At 49.2% G+C, this 18,901-nt stretch carries 14 protein-coding genes and 1 other RNA gene; 4 read left to right on the top strand and 11 right to left on the bottom strand.

The window, feature by feature from the left end; translation table 11 throughout:
• Positions 1 to 39 precede the first annotated feature (39 nt).
• Positions 40 to 1,137: an AI-2E family transporter YdiK gene (gene ydiK / locus LC084_RS05625; protein WP_264193406.1), complete on the top strand. Its 1,098-nt coding sequence runs from the start codon at positions 40 to 42 to the stop codon at positions 1,135 to 1,137.
• Positions 1,138 to 1,331: 194 nt separating this feature from the next.
• An RNA gene (gene rprA, locus LC084_RS05620) (antisense sRNA RprA) lies at positions 1,332 to 1,437 on the top strand.
• A gap of 69 nt (positions 1,438 to 1,506) precedes the next feature.
• On the opposite strand, the gene LC084_RS05615 is transcribed toward rprA, so the two are convergent.
• From LC084_RS05615 to ppsA, 3 genes are all read right to left on the bottom strand, one after another.
• The gene (locus LC084_RS05615; protein WP_226570075.1) at positions 1,507 to 3,885 is read right to left on the bottom strand and encodes a glycoside hydrolase family 3 N-terminal domain-containing protein; all 2,379 of its coding nucleotides are present in this window, start codon (positions 3,883 to 3,885) and stop codon (positions 1,507 to 1,509) included.
• Positions 3,886 to 3,888: 3 nt separating this feature from the next.
• The gene (locus LC084_RS05610; RefSeq protein WP_226570073.1) at positions 3,889 to 5,280 is read right to left on the bottom strand and encodes an MFS transporter; all 1,392 of its coding nucleotides are present in this window, start codon (positions 5,278 to 5,280) and stop codon (positions 3,889 to 3,891) included.
• A gap of 266 nt (positions 5,281 to 5,546) precedes the next feature.
• On the bottom strand, positions 5,547 to 7,925 hold the full coding sequence (ppsA, locus tag LC084_RS05605) for a phosphoenolpyruvate synthase (RefSeq protein WP_226570071.1): 2,379 nt from the start codon (positions 7,923 to 7,925) through the stop codon (positions 5,547 to 5,549).
• A 646-nt stretch (positions 7,926 to 8,571) separates the two neighbouring features.
• Here ppsA and ppsR point away from each other — a divergent pair.
• The gene (gene ppsR, locus LC084_RS05600) at positions 8,572 to 9,402 is read left to right on the top strand and encodes a posphoenolpyruvate synthetase regulatory kinase/phosphorylase PpsR (RefSeq protein WP_226570069.1); all 831 of its coding nucleotides are present in this window, start codon (positions 8,572 to 8,574) and stop codon (positions 9,400 to 9,402) included.
• 112 nt (positions 9,403 to 9,514) lie between these two features.
• Positions 9,515 to 10,576, top strand: coding sequence for a 3-deoxy-7-phosphoheptulonate synthase (locus LC084_RS05595; protein ID WP_226570067.1), 1,062 nt, complete (start codon positions 9,515 to 9,517; stop codon positions 10,574 to 10,576).
• A 4-nt stretch (positions 10,577 to 10,580) separates the two neighbouring features.
• Here LC084_RS05595 and LC084_RS05590 read toward each other — a convergent pair whose 3' ends face one another.
• The 8 genes from LC084_RS05590 to pheT all read right to left on the bottom strand — a co-directional run bounded on the left by LC084_RS05590 (position 10,581) and on the right by pheT (position 18,900).
• Entirely contained in the window at positions 10,581 to 12,035 is a 1,455-nt protein-coding gene (locus LC084_RS05590; RefSeq protein ID WP_226570065.1) for a protein adenylyltransferase SelO, read from the bottom strand.
• A gap of 55 nt (positions 12,036 to 12,090) precedes the next feature.
• On the bottom strand, positions 12,091 to 12,819 hold the full coding sequence (locus LC084_RS05585; RefSeq protein WP_226570064.1) for an EAL domain-containing protein: 729 nt from the start codon (positions 12,817 to 12,819) through the stop codon (positions 12,091 to 12,093).
• 288 nt (positions 12,820 to 13,107) lie between these two features.
• Positions 13,108 to 13,572: an NlpC/P60 family protein gene (locus tag LC084_RS05580; RefSeq protein ID WP_226570062.1), complete on the bottom strand. Its 465-nt coding sequence runs from the start codon at positions 13,570 to 13,572 to the stop codon at positions 13,108 to 13,110.
• A gap of 81 nt (positions 13,573 to 13,653) precedes the next feature.
• Entirely contained in the window at positions 13,654 to 14,394 is a 741-nt protein-coding gene (gene btuD / locus LC084_RS05575; RefSeq protein WP_226570060.1) for a vitamin B12 ABC transporter ATP-binding protein BtuD, read from the bottom strand.
• Complete coding sequence (locus tag LC084_RS05570; protein WP_226571145.1) at positions 14,395 to 14,946, bottom strand: glutathione peroxidase; 552 nt, start codon at positions 14,944 to 14,946, stop codon at positions 14,395 to 14,397. It abuts the gene before it with no gap.
• An 11-nt stretch (positions 14,947 to 14,957) separates the two neighbouring features.
• Entirely contained in the window at positions 14,958 to 15,941 is a 984-nt protein-coding gene (btuC, locus tag LC084_RS05565) for a vitamin B12 ABC transporter permease BtuC (RefSeq protein ID WP_226570058.1), read from the bottom strand.
• 267 nt (positions 15,942 to 16,208) lie between these two features.
• On the bottom strand, positions 16,209 to 16,508 hold the full coding sequence (ihfA, locus tag LC084_RS05560; RefSeq protein ID WP_036108549.1) for an integration host factor subunit alpha: 300 nt from the start codon (positions 16,506 to 16,508) through the stop codon (positions 16,209 to 16,211).
• Positions 16,509 to 16,512: 4 nt separating this feature from the next.
• Positions 16,513 to 18,900, bottom strand: coding sequence for a phenylalanine--tRNA ligase subunit beta (pheT, locus tag LC084_RS05555; protein WP_226570055.1), 2,388 nt, complete (start codon positions 18,898 to 18,900; stop codon positions 16,513 to 16,515).
• Position 18,901: the final 1 nt, after the last annotated feature.

Raw genomic sequence — 18,901 nt, 5'->3', positions numbered from 1 at the left:
CCGGGCATCATGGCGTAATTACTGGCTGATGACACAATTATGGAAACGATAAAGCCTCACCAGGACATTGCACGGGTCCTTATCTCCGTGCTGTTTATTTCGTTGATGATTATCGCGTGTATTTGGATTGTTCAACCATTTATCCTTGGCTTCGCCTGGGCAGGCACGGTAGTTATTGCAACATGGCCGGTATTAATTCGGCTGCAGAAACTACTATGGGGCAAACGTGTTCTTGCCGTTCTGGTCATGACTGTGTTGCTGATACTGCTGTTTGTCATCCCCATCTCATTGTTAGTCAATAGCCTGGTGGATACAGGTGCCCCACTGGTGAAATCGGCCAGCTCCGGCCAACTGTCTCCACCCGATTTTGCCTGGCTGCAAAGCATACCGTTCTTTGGGGACAAGCTATATAGCTCCTGGCATGCTCTGCTGGATGGCGGCGGTACAACACTGCTTGCCAAAGTGAAACCTTATATTGGCGCGACGACTACCTGGTTTGTTGGCCAGGCGGCACACCTGGGGCGTTTTCTGATGCACTGTGCCCTGATGGTGTTGTTCAGCGCATTGCTTTACTGGCGTGGTGAAGATGTTGCTGGCGGCTTCCGCCGTTTTGCCCGGCGCCTGGCAGCTGAGCGCGGTGATGCTTCTGTCGTGTTGGCCGCTCAGGCAATACGAGCCGTTGCGCTTGGCGTCGTGGTAACCGCGTTGGTGCAGGGGATTCTGGGGGGTATTGGCCTGGCTATTAGTGGTATTCCTTATGCCACGCTGCTCACTGTGGTTATGGTACTTTGTTGCCTGGTGCAGATTGGCCCATTATTGGTGCTGATACCTGCAATCCTCTGGCTGTACTGGAGTGGTGATAACACCTGGGGCACTGTATTGCTGGTATGGAGTGCTGTGGTCGGTACGCTGGATAACGTGATTCGCCCTATGCTTATTCGAATGGGTGCAGACCTGCCAATGATAGTAGTGTTGTCCGGTGTTATTGGTGGGTTAATTGCCTTTGGCATGATTGGCGTTTTCATCGGCCCGGTTGTGCTGGCGGTATCTTACCGGCTGTTTGCCGCCTGGGTTAACGAAAAGGTTCCACCTGAGGAAGCCCCACCTACAGGCACGACGCCATCTTCTCAGGCGTAATGATGACCTGAACAATCGGGTACGTACTCTTCCACCCGATTGTTCAGTAACGCTTATCGGTTTGTTTATTTTTTACCCACACTTATTCCCCTGTCCAACCTATCACTCTGAATAACATTTTTTACTATTTATAAACATTTAACTATTGAGACGAATCCGATCGACGACTCTGGGGCAGGATGACTACTATTAGCTCAGTCTTATAAATCACATCTGGTTTATAAACATGAATCCCCTGAGTGAAACAACGAATTGCTGTGTGTAGTCTTTGCCCATCTCCCACGATGGGCTTTTTTTTCGTTGTAGCAATTTGGTTAATCACCCAGGCTTTACACGCACCCACATCCGCAGGCGCATGCAACTTTATGATTACTTTGCCTCTTCCTTTGCATGGCTTAACATACGCCAGTCCCGAGACAAGACAACTGGTTTGTCCCCTGTAAGGCGCACACTAACACGCTGATGAATAGCTTCACTGTTGGTACCTAACATCAGCTCAAACTCGCCGGGTTCAACCACCCGCTGGCCTTGCCTGTTAGTGAAATTCAGCATATCGGTTGGTATGGTAAACGTTAACCGGGTTGAAGCACCCGGTTCCAACCTGACACGGCTGAATGCCTTTAACTCCTTAACTGGCCTCACCAACGAAGCAACTTTGTCATGCACATAGAGTTGAATAACTTCACTGCCAGCACGCTTACCCTGGTTGGTTATGGGCAAAGTTACTGAGATAGCCCCGCCTTGTGCCGGTACCTGTTTCTCGTGTAATTCGGCTGACCCTAAGGCAAAATTCCCCCACCCCAGGCCAAACCCAAACGGGTAACGAGCCCCGAAATGAAACGCAAAAGGTGTGCCGCCACTTTTCAGCTTGTGGTTATAGTAATAAGGCATCGCTCCTGCACTTTTCGGTGCCGACAACACCAGCCTGCCTTCCGGCTCCCGATTCCCTGCCAGGATATCGGCTACAGCATAACCACCCTCCTGGCCTGGTGCCCACGCCATTAACAAGGCTGCGACCTGTTTCTCCAGCCCACCCAGATGGTAGGGGCGGCCGCCAGTCATAACCACAATAACGGGTTTTCCTGTCCCCACCAGTGCCTCAAGCAATGCCTGCTGTACGCCAGGTAACGCCAGAGTATCAGTATCCGAGCCCTCACCGCAGGTACCACTTTGGAACAAACCTGCCAAATCACCCACACAGGCAACCACGACATCCGCCTGCTGAGCCACAGCTACCGCCTCAGGAATTAAGCCTGTATCTTGCGAAACAGGGGATGTCTGGCGGGCCTTTCCTTCGCTTTCACCGGGAAAAACCGGAGCACCCGCCTGGCGCTGCTCAATAATGTGACACCCCTTGGCATAACGCACCTGATGTTCACCAAACTGCTGCCGAATACCAGAAAGTAATGTTACAACCTGCTCTGCCTGCTCCTGAGCATCACTGATAATTAAGTGAACCGGAAAACTGTAACCACTCAATAGTGCTAAAGGATCGTCGGCAACCGGGCCAATTACCGCCAGAGAAGGGTTATTTTTAAGCGGTAAAATGCCCTGATTTTCAAGCAGGGTGACAGAGCGTGCTGCACATTCTCTTGCAAGATGACGTGTTTCTGGCGCTTGTAAAGCAAGCTTGTCAATATCGGCATAAGGGTGTTCAAACAGACCAAGGCGGAACTTTTCGGTCAGCACACGGGCAACAATTTCATCAATCTTGTCCATGGAGATCAGCCCTTCACTTACCGCTTGGGCGAGGTGGCTTGCACAATCTGCTTTAGGGAGTTCAATATCCAACCCGGCATTGAATGCCAGCGCCGCAGATTCCATTGGGCTGTGGCTTACACCATGATGTTGATGCAATAAACTTATTCCGCCGTAATCGGCGACTATCAGGCCGTCAAAGCCCCATTGTTCACGCAACACTTTCGTTAACAGGAAAGCATCACTATGCGTTGGCTGATTATCGATGTCATGGTAAGCAGGCATAACTGATCCTGCGTTAGCAAGGCGTACCGCCATTTCGAAAGGCAATAAGAAGGTGTCATTTAATTCACAAAAGCCCAAGTGAACTGGAGCATGGTTACGCGCCCCCTCACTGAAAGAGTGACCAACATAATGCTTCAGGGTTGCCAACAAATCCCGTTTTGGCCCTTGTAAACCCTTCACATATTGTGTGGCCATGACGCCAACTAAATAAGGGTCTTCACCAAAGGTTTCTTCCGTGCGCCCCCAACGGACATCCCGTGAGACATCCAGAACCGGTGCAAGCCCCTGATGGCAGCCAATCGCTCTTGCCTCAACGCCAATAGCTCCAGCTACAGCGTTAATCAGTTCCGGATCCCAGGTTGATGCGTAGTTAAGTGGCGATGGGAATAATGTTGCGTCTTTGCACAATAACCCGACAAGACACTCTTCATGGAACAACGCGGGGATACCTAAACGGCTCTCTTCCACCAGTGTTTTTTGCAGGCAATTCGCCGCCATTACGCCTTCACGTGGAGATATACTGTGGGTCCCTAAAGGGCGGGTTATTTGACCAATTCCTTTTTTTAACTGTTCCGCCAAAGCCAACTGTTGCGTGGCACCTGAAAACGTATCACTCATATCCAGGCGTTCTTTATGTAAGCCTTCTGGCGATAACACCAGCCACATCGCCCCCATTTGGGCAAATTTTTCCTCTGGTGTCATACGGGCCAGTAAATCGGCCACACGAGCCTTTACTGGTTGGCGGGCATCAGTATAAATCGTCATGTGTTACTCCTGTATTGCCGGGTTTAAACCGGGTTCCGAATTGGTGATATGCTGGCGCTTTTCAGCCAGTTCATTCGCGATAGCTACCACTTTGCGGTTATTTAGTTGGTAAAAGCACAACAGTACGACGATGGAGAAAAACAACGCTGCAGGAATGAAAGTAAATAGTGCGTTGATGGTATGCAGAACAGCCGGAGCCTGTTCGGTGACATTGGCCTGGTAACTTACCAGCCCAAGGATCCAACCAACGACAGCACCGCCCAACGCCAACCCCATTTTGATTGCGAACAGGGCGGTGGAAAAGACCAGCCCATCCAGCCGACGACCTGTGCGATGTTCTTCATAGTCGACGACATCCGACAACATGGTCCACTGCAACGGTGTAGTCAGGTTTTGAACAAAACTGAACAAAATATTCAAAGCGAGTATCCAGCCTATATAAGCCGGTGGGACAAAAAAGATTGCGATGCAAGGCACCAGAAAGGCAAGGACGGTATATTGATAGGCTCTTACCCGGTCCAAACGGCCCAGCACCCAACCAGACAGCAATGCACCTGCCATGGCAGCCACCATTCCACTGACAATAAAGACAAACGTCATGTCTGGGCGCATTAGCAGATATTTGACGTAATACATTGTGGTAGAGCCACGCACCACTACCGCCGTCAATAACAGAATATTCAGCGCAAAAACCAGCCGCCACTGGCTGTTTTTCGCCAGTGACTTCAGATCAGCAAGCATGCTGCCTGACGTGCTGCTTTCAGGTACATAGCGTTCACGGGTCATAGCAAAACAGCAGAAAAACAGACCGATTCCCAACAGCCCCATCAGGCTCATAGCCAGAAAGAAACCTTTCTGTTGATTTCCCTGCCCTAGCCACTCCATCAAAGGCAAAGCCAGCACTGTAACGATTAACCCACCAGCAAATGACAGCCCAAAACGCCACGACTGCAGTGAATGCCGCTCGGTAGGATCCAGGGTTAAAGCACCAGGCATTGCGCAATAAGGTACATTGATAGCGGAATACACCAGGCTAAGGAGTGTATAGGTTACACAGGCGTAGATAATTTTCCCTGTTGGGCCAACATCCGGGACATAGAAGGTAATCAGGCAGCTCACGCCAAAGGGAATGGCAAACCACAGTAACCATGGGCGAAAGCGCCCATGACGGGTACGAGTGCGGTCAACAATGGCACCAATACAAGGGTCAGTAATTGCATCAATTGCCCGTACTACCAGAAACATGGTGCCCATAATTGCCGCGGGCAACCCAAAGACATCGGTATAAAACCAGGCTAAAAACAGTGTTGCGGTCTGCCAGACGAGTGCGCTGGCCATATCGCCCAGCCCATAGCCAATTTTATCTTTTATTGTAAGAACAGGTACAGTATTCATAATGCTCCACCTCTCGTCAGTTGCACTCCTTAAGACTTCGGGTACAAACCTAAGGAGTCTGTTATTTTTGTTGTTTGTAGGTAATAAGCAGGTACGCATTAATTGTTTCGTAGCAGGTGGGAAACAACAATTGCCGAAATTTATCCGGCTATTATGTTTTTTTGCTTAATAGGTGTAAGTGTGAAGTAAAGCGGGGTTAACAGGGGTTAACAAAAGAAAACGCCATGCATTTGCATAGCGTTTAAAAGATAAAATACGATGGTAGATTATTTGGTAAGTTCGGCCAGATTGAGCCAGGTTTGTACTACTGTATCCGGGTTAAGTGACAAGCTGTCGATACCCTGTTCCATTAACCAGGCGGCAAAATCTTCATGATCAGAAGGCCCTTGACCACAAATACCCACGTATTTACCTTGTTTCTTCGCAGCTTTAATCGCCATAGCAAGCAACGCTTTCACTGCATCATTACGTTCATCAAACAGCTCAGATACTACGCCAGAATCCCTGTCCAGCCCCAGCGCTAACTGAGTCATGTCATTTGACCCGATGGAGAAACCATCAAAGTGTTCGAGGAACGCCTCGGCCAACAGGGCGTTTGAGGGGATTTCGCACATCATTATTACTTTCAGCCCATTATCACCTCGTTTGAGCCCTTGACTTGCCAGTTCATCAACTACGGCTTTCGCCTGGTCGACAGTACGAACAAAGGGGATCATCACTTCAACGTTGGTCAACCCCATTGTATTGCGTACGCGCTTAACAGCTTCACATTCAAGGGCAAAGCACGCCCTGAAATCAGGGGAGACATAACGGCCTGCGCCACGGAAGCCCAGCATGGGGTTTTCTTCGTGGGGTTCATAACGTTCTCCCCCCACCAGATTGGCGTATTCATTGGATTTAAAATCAGACAGCCGCACAATGACCCGTTTGGGCCAAAATGCTGCCGCAAGGGTGGCAATGCCTTCAGTTAGCCTGCCGACATAAAACTCGACCGGGGACTCATACCCTTTCATAAGTTCACGAATTTCTGCCTGCAATGCGGGTTCTTGCTGGTCGAATTCAAGCAATGCGCGTGGGTGCACGCCTATCATGCGGTTGATAATAAATTCCAAACGCGCCAGGCCCACTCCTTCATTTGGCAAGCAGGCGAAATCGAATGCTCTGTCCGGATTACCAACGTTCATCATAATTTTTAAGGGTAAGTCTGGCATGGTATCGACACTGGAACTGCTGACTGAAAAGTCGAGCAAATCAGCATACACATAACCGGTATCCCCTTCCGCGCAGGATACAGTAACCCGCTGGCCATTTTTCAGACGCTCCGTTGCATCGCCACAACCCACCACAGCCGGAATACCCAGCTCACGCGCTATAATTGCTGCATGGCAAGTCCGGCCACCACGGTTGGTTACAATCGCGGCGGCCTTTTTCATAATAGGCTCCCAATCCGGGTCGGTCATATCCGTAACCAGTACATCACCGGCTTCAACCCGGTTCATTTCACTAATATCGTGAATAACTTTGACGCTTCCTGCACCAATACGTTGCCCAATGGCCCGCCCTTCTACCAAAATATCGCCCTGGGAATGCAGGGTGTAACGCTCCATCACCTTGTTGCGCGAGCGTACCGTTTCTGGCCGGGCCTGAACAATAAACAGTTCACCAGTATGCCCATCTTTCGCCCATTCAATATCCATCGGGCGGCCATAATGTTGCTCAATAAGCATAGCCTGGTGTGCCAGTGCCTCGACTTCATCGCTGCTCAGGCAATAAACCGACTGTTGCTCTGGTGTAACATCTTCAATGCGGACTTGCTTACCATGCTCCTGAGTTTCACCATAGACCATGCGCACTTTTTTCGAGCCCAGAGTACGGCGCACAATGGCTGGCCGCCCAGCCTCCAGCGTTGGTTTGTGCACGTAGAATTCATCTGGGTTAACCGCACCCTGAACGACCATTTCACCGAGCCCCCAGGCTGCGGTAATAAACACAACCTGGTCAAAACCGGATTCTGTATCAATCGAGAACATTACCCCGGAAGCAGCAAGGTCTGAACGAACCATGCGCTGAACACCCGCTGAAAGCGCAACGCCGCGGTGGTCATAGCCCTGATGAACCCGGTAAGAAATGGCGCGGTCATTAAACAATGATGCAAAGACATGTTTTACCGCAACCATCACGGCATCGATGCCCTGCACATTGAGGAAGGTTTCTTGTTGGCCGGCAAACGAAGCATCTGGCATATCTTCTGCCGTTGCTGATGAACGAACAGCGAAAGACGCCTGGTCATTATCTGCCGCAAGCTGAGCGTAAGCGCTGCGAATCGCCTCCTCCAGAGCGGGAGTAAATGGTGTTTCAACAACCCACTGCCGAATCGTGGCGCCTGCTTTTGCAAGTGCCTGCACATCATCTATATCGGTTTCATCCAGCAGAGCATAGATGCGCTGGTTGACACCACTTTGATCCAAAAACTGGTTAAAAGCATCGGCAGTTGTTGCGAACCCGTTAGGAACACAAACCCCCGAACCGGAAAGGTTGGTAATCATCTCACCAAGGGAGGCGTTTTTCCCCCCAACCTTTTCTACGTCGTTCATGCCAAGCTGGTTATACCAAAGAACGAGCGGTGACACACCATGATTGGACATCGAAACAATCCTTTTTTTGATTATGAACAGGTACAGAAATAATGGAAATGTTCAGGCTCATTCACCGATTTCGAACCAATCAGATGTTTCTATTGAGTTAGTGACAACGCAAACAAAAACATCTTTCCAGAAATCTACCAGCCAGACGCTGCTTATTTGAATGGGCCACAAAATTAGTCTGGCACAATTATTGGAGAGTTAAAAACAGTGAATCGTTCAAGCAAATAAAAAACAGTTATTTCAGAACAACCTTAATAGATGAAATGCAGCTTAACAAAAAAAATAAACAATAGTTATTATTTGCAGACAAATCAAAAGCATGAAAAATGAAACGCCTTATTCACTTTTACTAAAAAATCTATTTAACTTTTCTTGATCGCATGTCAAAATTAATAAAAAATCCGAATAAACAACGGTATATTAATTAATGACATCACAAGCCATACAAGTATTGTTCAAAAAATACCGTTTTCACAGGCCAATTGCCAACGGCTGGGTTACAGACGTCAAAACGTCTGGATGATTATGCCAACCCATTAACGACATAACTGCGTGAGTCATACCTGTTATTTAGAGGGAAAAGCTCACACCCTGTGTTGTTTTACTTTATGCTTTACCATGTAAAAACAACCAGGAAACGTAAACGGTGAATATACCAAACCGACATGTATTCTATATTTCCGATGGTACTGCAATTACAGCTGAAGTTCTGGGCCATGCTGTAATGTCTCAGTTCCCGGTAAGCATACACAGCGTGACTCTGCCGTTTGTTGAGACTGAACCCCGGGCCCGTGCTGTAAAAGAGCAAATTGATGCCATTTACCAGCAAACAGGTTGCAGGCCATTGGTCTTCTACTCGATTGTGCTGCCTGAAATTCGCACCATTATTTTGCAAAGTGAGGGGTTTTGTCAGGACATTGTACAGGCACTTGTCGCGCCACTTCAGCAAGAGCTTGATGTTGATCCTGTCCCCATTGCTCACAGAACGCATGGGCTTAACCCCGGAAATCTGGGGAAATATGATGCACGTATTGCCGCAATAGATTACACACTGGCACATGATGATGGCATTTCTATGCGCAACCTTGACCAGGCTCAAGTGATCTTATTAGGCGTGTCTCGCTGTGGGAAAACACCCACCAGCCTCTACCTTGCAATGCAATTTGGCATTCGAGCCGCCAATTATCCATTCATTGCCGATGACATGGATAACCTGCGTCTGCCTGCAGAATTGCAACCACTTCGCACACGCCTGTTTGGCCTGACCATCAACCCTGAACGACTGGCCGCTATCAGGGAGGAACGCCGGGAAAACAGCCGCTATGCGTCCTTACGCCAGTGCCGTATGGAAGTTGCCGAGGTTGAAGCGCTTTATCGCAAGCATCAAATTCGATACATCAACAGCACAAACTATTCCGTGGAAGAAATAGCAACAAAAATTCTGGACTTGATGGGCTTGAACAGGCGCATGTACTAATAAACTAGTTTAGTGGTACTTTTTATTGTGGCATACTATGCCTTTAACTGGACAACCAGTTTACCGTTTTTGCTAAGGCGTTTGCGCCTACCAGCCCAGTATTGAGATGCAAATGAATAAAACAGATGAGTTGCGCATCGCGCAAATTGGCTTTCTTGTCACGCCAGATGAACTTAGCCAGCGTTACCCTGTAACGCCTCCCCTTGCAGACCACATCACCCATTCCCGCCGACGTATTGAACGCATCCTGGCAGGTAAGGATGCCCGTTTACTGGTTATTGTCGGACCTTGCTCGGTCCATGACCCTGAAGCAGCATTGGATTATGCCCGCAGGCTAAAAACACTGCATGATCGATACCAGGGCACGCTGGAAGTGGTTATGCGCACCTACTTTGAAAAACCACGCACGGTGATTGGCTGGAAAGGGCTTATTTCAGACCCGGACCTCAACGGAAGTTGCCGTGTAAATAAAGGTCTTGAGCTGGCACGTAAATTCTTGCACGAAGTCAACCTTATTGGGTTGCCAGCTGCAACGGAATTTCTTGATATGGTTGTTGGGCAATATATTGCCGACTTGATCAGTTGGGGAGCAATTGGTGCCCGTACAACGGAGAGCCAGGTTCACAGAGAGATGGCTTCAGCCCTGTCTTGCCCGGTAGGTTTTAAAAACGGAACAGATGGTAATACGCGAATTGCTATTGATGCCATTCGCGCAGCGCGTGCCAGCCATATGTTTCTTTCCCCGGATAAACACGGAAAAATGGTGGTTTACCAAACCAGTGGTAACCCCTACGGGCATATTATATTGCGCGGCGGTAAACAACCTAACTTCTATCCTGAAGATATTGCAGCGACCAGTAACGCACTGGAAAGCTTCGAGTTACCACAACAATTGGTAGTGGACTTCAGCCATGGTAATTGCCAGAAACAACACCGTCGCCAACTGGAAGTTGCGCAGAATATTTGCCAGCAGATTCGTGATGGGTCAACTGCGATTGCTGGCGTAATGGCTGAAAGCTTTATCGAAGCTGGAAACCAGGCTATAGAGCCTGGTAAACCATTAGTTTATGGTCAGTCCATTACCGACCCCTGCCTCAACTGGGAAGATACTGAAACCCTGCTGGCAATGCTATCCGATGCGGTGAAACACCGGCTGGATCAGTCTGGGCGTTGATTATTCAGCTCGAACAGCTGACTTCAAGCCGCCTTCCCCAATCTGGCGGGCGTTGTACATAGTCATCAGCCCGTTCACTAAATGGGTCGCGCAATACAGCAAGCAGGCGATGCATTTCGCCTGCATCTCCTTGCTCTGCACCTTCAATAGCTCTTTGTGCCAGCCAGTTACGTAACACCACTGCAGGATTGACAGCCTGCATCGCTTGCTGGCGCGCGGCATCATCCATCGGTTCCAGCTCTAAACGTTGTCGGTAACGTCCAAACCACGCATCAAATGCATCGCGGTCAATAAACTCATCGCGAAGAGGCGACAGCGCAGACCCTTTTTCAGTGTGGCTTAACAACCGAAAAGTTCTTGTATAGTCACTCCCTTCCCGTGCCATTAAACTAAATAACTCTGACAGAATAGCGTTATCATCAGTCTGAACATGAGTCAGTCCAAGTTTGGCACGCATTTGGCTCGACCAGGCCTGTTGCAGGTGTTGCCCATATCCGTCCAAAACAGCATTCAGTGTATCTGCGCTGATAAAGGGCGACAGCGCCTGAGCCAGTCGTTGTAAGTTCCACAAGCCAACGCCAGGTTGATTTTCAAATGAATAGCGGCCCTGGTAATCGGAATGGTTACAAATAAAATCAGGCTGGTAATCATCCATAAACCCCCAAGGCCCATAATCGATAGTTAGCCCCAAAATAGACATATTATCCGTATTCATTACGCCGTGAGAAAACCCAATGCATTGCCATTGCGCAATCAACCAGGCAGTGCGAGCAACCACATCCTCAAACCATAACCGCCATTTATCTTCCTCCGGCTCTTCCTGTAAATGGGGCCAGTGCCGGGCAACCACATATTCAGCGAGCCGCCGGACATTTTCTGGTTCACGACGGTAATAGAAATGTTCAAAGTGGCCAAAGCGTACGTGGCTCTCTGCCAGGCGCATCATCATGGCACCTTTTTCAGTACGCTCACGGTATACCGGTGTTTCGCTGATAACCATGCTGAGTGCACGCGTGGTAGGAATGCCGAGATAGTGCATCGCTTCTGAAGCCAGGCATTCCCGCACCGTCGAACGAATAACGGCTCTGCCATCCCCCATTCGGGAAAATGGTGTTAGCCCGGCGCCTTTCAGGTGCCATTCCAACTGCCTGCCGCCGCCAATTTGCTGCTCACCCAGTAATAATCCGCGACCATCGCCCAATTGCCCGGCCCAGACACCAAACTGGTGACCGCTGTATACCTGAGCAACAGACAACATGCCTGGCAGCAACGCTTCTCCGCCCCACACGCCAGCAGGCCCTGTATAGTTAAATAAATTCTCTGCCAGCCCCAGTTCTGTTGCCAGCTCACGGTTATGCCACAACAAACGAGCAGACAACAAAGGTTGCGGGGTCACTTGCTGCGAAAAGCCGGGCAATAAATCATGCCAGGCATGGGTAAATACAGGTTGTTCAGCCATAAGCCCTCCTGCCTATAGTGTAGTGGCAGTTGCGCCAGCTAAATACGGGCAGTTATCAGGGGTATAGGGGGTTGCCATACAGTAATAGCATCAGGTGTTCTGGCATAACGGGGGGCCACAGCGCCCCTTGCATTGCCGTAAAGGGTAAAGAGCAGGCACGAGCAAAGCTTTCTTTGTCATCAATACCATTGATGACTAACGCACGGCAGGCAGGGCCAACCTGGTTAAGAATCGCATACATCACAGGTTGGAATGTTGCTTTTTTCAGGCGTGATTGCACAAACTGTTTATCCAGCATGATGGCATTAAATTGCTGCTGAAAAATATGCTGACCTGAAATATGCCCGGCACCATAATTTAACAATGCCAGTAAAAAACGGCGTTCAAGTAAAGAAAAAAGATTCTCTAAATAATGGTCGCCAGAAGCGAGAAATTGTTCTGTTATTCCCAAATGTAAGCCGGGAACACTGGTTAAATACTCGGCAAGGCTTTCATCTGATAAAATACAGCGCACACTGTTTTGTTCAACTGGCATCCATATAACGAGGCGATGCTTTAAAAATGTAGACTGGAAGCTGCGTAGTAACGCTACTTTTTCTTCAAGGAGCTGGCTGTGCTGGCGGGGAGATAGCCTTGCACTAACCAGCGACTCGGGCATCTGAACCACGCCATCTTCTGTCACAAAACGGGTGACAAGTTCAACACCATACAAAGAACCATCGCTCCGCCTGAGTGGCTGGAACAAGCATTGAGAATAGTATGCGCACTCCAGAATCACGACCATGAAAGCAGTCCTACTACCCGGCTGTTTGCTTCATCCTGACTGAAATGGGAAAAGAATTCAATCGAGTTACTCTGGATAACAGCATATCGCCGCACAGTTGAACAAACTTACGGTTTTTGCAGGTATTTTTGGCAACAGAACGCAACATTAAGTGTGTTTATATGCACCATGAAAAAGTTAAAACAAGCACCGAGATTCAACTTAATCACATAGTCATATTAAAAAAGAATGATCTTCAGCACTCCGTTAAAACAACCAAAATCAGAAGGGTATGCACGAACTAATGGGTTAAATACGCCTGGCTTGCCAATATTTTTCCCGCCAATAAACATTATTCAGTGATGAGCGTACAACACCATGGCTGCTTGAGGCATGAATAAACTGATTATCGGTATCATAAATACCCACATGCAAGCCTTCTTCACCTGAACCTGTTTTAAAGAAAATCAGATCTCCAGGTAATAATTCATCTTTATCAATACGGGTACCAATTTTTGCCTGAGCCCGGGTACTACGAGGAAGCTGAAGAGCAAATTGATCACGGAATGTTAATTGAACAAACGCTGAACAATCAATGCCTTGCCTGGATACCCCGCCATATCGATAAGGTGTTCCACGCCATTCACTTAATTGCGAGTCAAGCCTGGCAATAACCATAATAGGATCCGATAACTGCCCCGCAGGTGCAGGGGCCCGGTGGTGACTGCACCCAACTAATAATAACGATAACAGGACAAGCCCCCATAATTTCATAACTGAGTCCTACCTACAGGCTATTTTTCACCAGTGCAATGTAGCTCTTCAGGATTTAATTTGGCAAGTATTTCAACTCTCTCATGAACAAATAAGAACTTTATGGTTATCTACCTCCACCCGCCTGAATGGCAAGGCATAAACGGAGCGCAAATTCTCAGGTGTTAACACCTCACTGGCATTTCCCTGGGCTACAACATGACCTTTCAACATTAACCAGACTTGATGAGCGTGCGCCAATGAGTAATTAAGATCATGGCTACTCATAATAATCGCCACCCCTTTTTGTGCCAGGTCATTAAGCAAGTGAGTCAGTGCTGATTGCTGGGTAACATCAAGGCTATTCATAGGCTCATCCAGTAATAATAGCCGCCCACCAGGATTGATATCAGGATGAATCTGGGCGATAACGGCGGCCAGGCGCACTCGTTGCCATTCCCCACCGGATAAATGCGCAACTTGTCGGGGCAATTTATCAGCCAGCCATAACGCATCAATTAAAGGGGAGAGTTGTTCTAGCGGAGCACCGTGGGCATGCAATAACAGATAATGCCAGACGGGCATCGCGAAAGGAGGGGTTTGTTGTTGTGGCAACCATGACCGCAGCATACCCAATTCCGGGCCAGACCGGGCAGAAACAGGCTGCCCGGCAAGATAAACATCACCAGGCCCTTCACTCATACCTGACATACGAGCCAGTAATGTGCTCTTCCCTGCCCCGTTTGGCCCCACCAAATGCAGCCAGCAGCCCGGTTGAATATCTGCCGATACAGCTGCCAGCCGGCCTTTTTCAGCAACATGGTTTAACGACAATAGCGACATCTATTTTTCCAGAGCACGCTCAATTGCAGCCACTAACTCCGGGGCATCGGGCAACATGTCCGGTGAAAAGCGCCCAATTACTTGCCCCTGGCGGTCAACCAGAAACTTTTCGAAGTTCCATAAAATATCGCCAGGCTGTTTCGGTGCACGCCCTTTACTCGCCATTCTGTCATAAAACCCGCTGCCTTGTGGTGCCTGAGCCACTGGCGCAAGGGCAACCAGTTTCTGGTACAACGGATGACGCTGTTCACCATTAACGTCGATTTTGCTAAACATAGGAAAAGTGACGCCATATGTCATGCGGCAAAAGGCCTGAATTTCCTGTTCACTCCCGGGTTCCTGTTCTAAAAATTGGTTACACGGAAACCCCAGCACAGAAAACCCCTGACTGGAGTATTGCTTCTGTAATGCTTCCAGCTGTTCGTATTGCGGTGTCAGGCCGCATTTTGATGCGACATTTACAATCAACAACACTTTCCTTTGCCAGGCAGTTAATGTACCCGGCTGCCCATCAATAGTGACAACATCAGTAGTAAGAACATCAGCCTGCATCATTTTCTCCTTTATTCATGCCTGACTTTTAATAGTAGCCAGATAAACACTGGTGCACCCAGGGAAGCGGTGACAACACCAACAGGTAATTCAGCTGAAGCCAGAACCAGCCTGGCCACCATATCCGCAATTAACAATAACACGCCTCCCGCAAGTGCGCTGGCAGGGAGCAATGTTTTATGGTCTGTTACGCCACACAGGCGTAATAAATGAGGAATAACAAGGCCAATAAACCCAATGGAACCCGCCAGCGCTACGCTGGCCCCAACCAACCAGCCGGTTGCGATGACCAGCACCCAGCGCCAGCGGTGCAATGCCAGGCCCAATTGCCTTGCTGGCACTTCCCCCAGTGCCAGCATATTCAATGGCCGCCACTGGCGTATTACCCACCACAGAACCGGCACAATTGCTAACATGAACCCTTTTGCGCGCCAGTCCACACCACCGAATCCCCCCATCATCCAATACATTAACTGACGTAGGTCGGCACTGGTTGTGAAATAAACGGCCCAGGTCATCAGTGCGCTACAGATGATACTCAGCGCAACCCCTGCCAGTAATAAACGGCTGGTAGTAAGCCGACGCCGTGCAAAACGCAGCAACAGTAATGTGATAAGCAAAGCCCCCACCATTGAGCTTATTCCCAGCCCCCAGTCTGGAATATGGCCCCGCCCTAATAACATGGCAGTCACCAACCCAAGCCCCGCGCCATTTGAAACACCCAATAAGCCCGGTTCTGCTAATGGATTATCAAACAATGCCTGCATCATAGTACCGGAAACAGCCAACGCAGCACCTGTCAGCACTACAGCGACCATACGTGGTAACCGAATTTGCAAAACAAATAATGTGTTATCCGCAGATAACCAGTGCCATGGTGAGATCCACCGTTCACCACTGGACAGGCTGAGAAGTGCTACGACCAACAACACTGTCATCAGCCCGGCTAATATATAACGCGCCCATCGCTGTTGCCGTTCGAGTAATAGATGCATAAGAAAAAACGTTTCTGGTGAATAACCTGCCGTGATTCTACGTGTTCATACAACACAGGTGAAGCATGACAGATGCGAAGTTATGGTTTACTGAACCAGGAAACTGCCTCAGTAACCGGGACAGGTTAAAAGCGCAGGCGACGAAACAATCAAAAGTTTTTTATCTCTGGTTCAATGCCGGAAGTTTTACAGCCCTCCAGGCTGGTTGGGGGTTTCTGCAGACAAGAAAAAGGCCGGTATAAACCGGCCTTTTTAAATCATGTCAGATTAGTCATTCTGGGGGGTTGCATTCTCCACCCGGCTTTTCAACTTCTGGCCGGGGCGGAACGTAACCACTCGACGGGCGGTGATAGGAATATCCTCTCCCGTTTTGGGGTTACGACCCGGACGTTGGTTTTTGTCCCGCAGGTCAAAGTTACCAAAGCCGGAGAGTTTTACCTGTTCGCCATTCTCCAGAGCGCGACGGATCTCTTCGAAAAACAGCTCTACAAGCTCTTTGGCATCCCGCTTGCTAAGCCCAAGCTTATCAAACAGATATTCTGACATTTCAGCTTTTGTAAGCGCCATAGGTTCAATCCCTCAATGATGCCTGGAATCGCTCTTTTAATGCCGCCACACATTTTGCAACGGTAGCAGCAATCTCCTCTTCTTCCAGTGTACGGTTGGTATCCTGAAGAGTCAGGCTGATAGCAAGGCTCTTATAACCCTCTGCCACACCCTTACCGCGGTACACGTCAAATAAGTTTACGCCAACTACCTGATTTACGCCAACTTTCTTACACTCTGCGAGAATATCTGCTGCAGGCACGTTTTCAGCGACCACAACAGCGATATCCCGGCGGTTCGCAGGGAAGCGCGAAACCCCCTGAGATTGAGGCACGACGCGGTCTGCGAGCTTGTTCCACAACAATTCAAACACCAGTGTACGGCCGTTCAAATCCAGTTTACGTTCCAACTCTGGGTGAACAACACCAATAAATCCAACATAATCACCGTGTAAATAAATTGCAGCACTCTGCCCTGGATGCAGTGCTGAATGGCGTTCTGCGCGAAATTCAATTTCAGATAATTTACCCGTCAGTTCTAACAGTGACTCCAAATCGCCTTTCAGATCGTAAAAATCGACGCTGCCTTTTACCAAATCCCAGTGTTCTTCATTACGGTTACCGCAAATTGCGCCAGCCAGCATAACATCCTGACGGATCCCCAGGTCTGCCTGTGTATCAGGGACAAACCGCAAACCAGTTTCGAAAATACGTGCACGGTTTTGCTGACGGTTCTGGTTGTACACCAGTGTGCTGAGCAAGCCTGTCAGTAAAGAAAGGCGCATAGCCGACATATCAGCAGAAATTGGATTTGGCAGAATCAGCGCATCTTCGCCTGGATGCAACATTTGCTGAACTTTCGGGTCGACAAAGCTATAGGTGATGACTTCCTGGTAACCTTTATCCACCAGTAGGGTTTTCACGCGCTTCATAGACAGATTAGCTTCACGATGCTGGCCCATGATCAGCGAAGCATTGACCGGCTCGTCAGGAATACTGTTGTAACCGTAAATACGGGCAACTTCCTCTACCAGATCTTCTTCGATTTCCATATCGAAACGCCAGGACGGTGCAACAGCCTGCCATTGACCTTCAGTTTCCGTCACCTGGCAACCAAGACGGCGTAAAATATCGCCAACCTGCTCATCCGGAACATGATGGCCAATCAGGCGGTCCAGCTTACTGCGGCGTAAAGTAATCGTTGCAGGCTGCGGCAGTTTGCCTTGTGCAGTCACATCAATCACCGGGCCTGCTTCACCACCACACACGGCCAGTAACAGAGCGGTTGCACGCTCCATCGCTTTGTACTGTAATTGCGGGTCAACACCACGTTCATAACGGTGTGATGCATCCGTATGCAAGCCATAACGGCGAGCACGGCCAGTGATAGCCAGCGGATTAAACCAGGCACACTCCAGCAGGACATCCTGGGTTTCACTGTTTACACCAGAGTGCTCACCACCGAAGATCCCCCCCATAGCCAGTGCTTTGCTTTGGTCGGCAATCACCAGCGTATCACTGTTGAGTTTGGCTTCGCTGCCATCAAGCAGAACCAGGCTTTCGTCCTGCTTAGCCATACGCACGACAATACCGCCATCGATCCGGCTAAGATCGAACGCATGCATTGGTTGGCCCAGTTCAAGCAGAACATAGTTAGTCACATCTACAACGGCATCAATAGAACGGATACCGCAGCGGCGCAGCTTCTCGCGCATCCACAATGGTGACGGCGCCGCAACATTAATACCTTTAATTACACGGCCCAGGTAACGCGGGCAAGCTTCTGTTGCCTCAACAGTAATCGGGAAAGAATCCGTAATGCTTGCAGCCACAGGCGCAATTTCTGGTTCAGTAACGGGTAATTGGTTCAGTACTGCTACATCACGAGCAACACCCGCAATACTCAGGCAATCGGCACGGTTTGGCGTCACGCTGATTTCAATGGCAACGTCGTCAAGCTTCAGGTAGTCGCGCAGTGAAGTCCCGACAGGGGCATCAACAGGCAATTCGATAATTCCGCTGTGGTCTTCGGAAATACCCAACTCAGAATAAGAGCACAGCATCCCTTCTGAAGGCTCACCACGTAATTTGGCAGCCTTAATTTTAAAGTCGCCCGGTAATACAGCGCCAACCGTTGCAACCGCAACACGCAGGCCTTTGCGGCAGTTAGGCGCACCACAGACAATATCAAGCAAGCGTTCGCCGCCTACATTCACTTTTGTAACACGCAGTTTATCGGCATTGGGATGCTGTCCGCATTCCACAACTTCACCCACTACTACGCCAGTAAATGCACCAGCAACCGTCTCAACACCATCAACTTCAAGACCGGCCATGGTTATCTGGCCAGCAAGCGCATCACTGTCAATTGACGGGTTAACCCATTCACGTAACCAAAGTTCACTGAATTTCATT

This window comes from Mangrovibacter yixingensis, assembly GCF_020523985.1.
Taxonomy (GTDB): Bacteria; Pseudomonadota; Gammaproteobacteria; order Enterobacterales; family Enterobacteriaceae; genus Mangrovibacter; species Mangrovibacter yixingensis.
This window is presented reverse-complemented; position numbering and strand designations above follow the sequence as displayed.

Bases quoted from the DNA above. Each gene is read 5' to 3' on its own strand.
- ydiK (WP_264193406.1), top strand. From the start codon at position 40: ATGGAAACGATAAAGCCTCACCAGGACATTGCACGGGTCCTTATCTCC.
- LC084_RS05615 (WP_226570075.1), bottom strand. From the start codon at position 3,885: ATGACGATTTATACTGATGCCCGCCAACCAGTAAAGGCTCGTGTGGCC.
- LC084_RS05610 (WP_226570073.1), bottom strand. From the start codon at position 5,280: ATGAATACTGTACCTGTTCTTACAATAAAAGATAAAATTGGCTATGGG.
- ppsA (WP_226570071.1), bottom strand. From the start codon at position 7,925: ATGTCCAATCATGGTGTGTCACCGCTCGTTCTTTGGTATAACCAGCTT.
- LC084_RS05595 (WP_226570067.1), top strand. From the start codon at position 9,515: ATGAATAAAACAGATGAGTTGCGCATCGCGCAAATTGGCTTTCTTGTC.
- LC084_RS05590 (WP_226570065.1), bottom strand. From the start codon at position 12,035: ATGGCTGAACAACCTGTATTTACCCATGCCTGGCATGATTTATTGCCC.
- LC084_RS05585 (WP_226570064.1), bottom strand. From the start codon at position 12,819: ATGGTCGTGATTCTGGAGTGCGCATACTATTCTCAATGCTTGTTCCAG.
- LC084_RS05580 (WP_226570062.1), bottom strand. From the start codon at position 13,572: ATGAAATTATGGGGGCTTGTCCTGTTATCGTTATTATTAGTTGGGTGC.
- btuD (WP_226570060.1), bottom strand. From the start codon at position 14,394: ATGTCGCTATTGTCGTTAAACCATGTTGCTGAAAAAGGCCGGCTGGCA.
- LC084_RS05570 (WP_226571145.1), bottom strand. From the start codon at position 14,946: ATGCAGGCTGATGTTCTTACTACTGATGTTGTCACTATTGATGGGCAG.
- btuC (WP_226570058.1), bottom strand. From the start codon at position 15,941: ATGCATCTATTACTCGAACGGCAACAGCGATGGGCGCGTTATATATTA.
- ihfA (WP_036108549.1), bottom strand. From the start codon at position 16,508: ATGGCGCTTACAAAAGCTGAAATGTCAGAATATCTGTTTGATAAGCTT.
- pheT (WP_226570055.1), bottom strand. From the start codon at position 18,900: ATGAAATTCAGTGAACTTTGGTTACGTGAATGGGTTAACCCGTCAATT.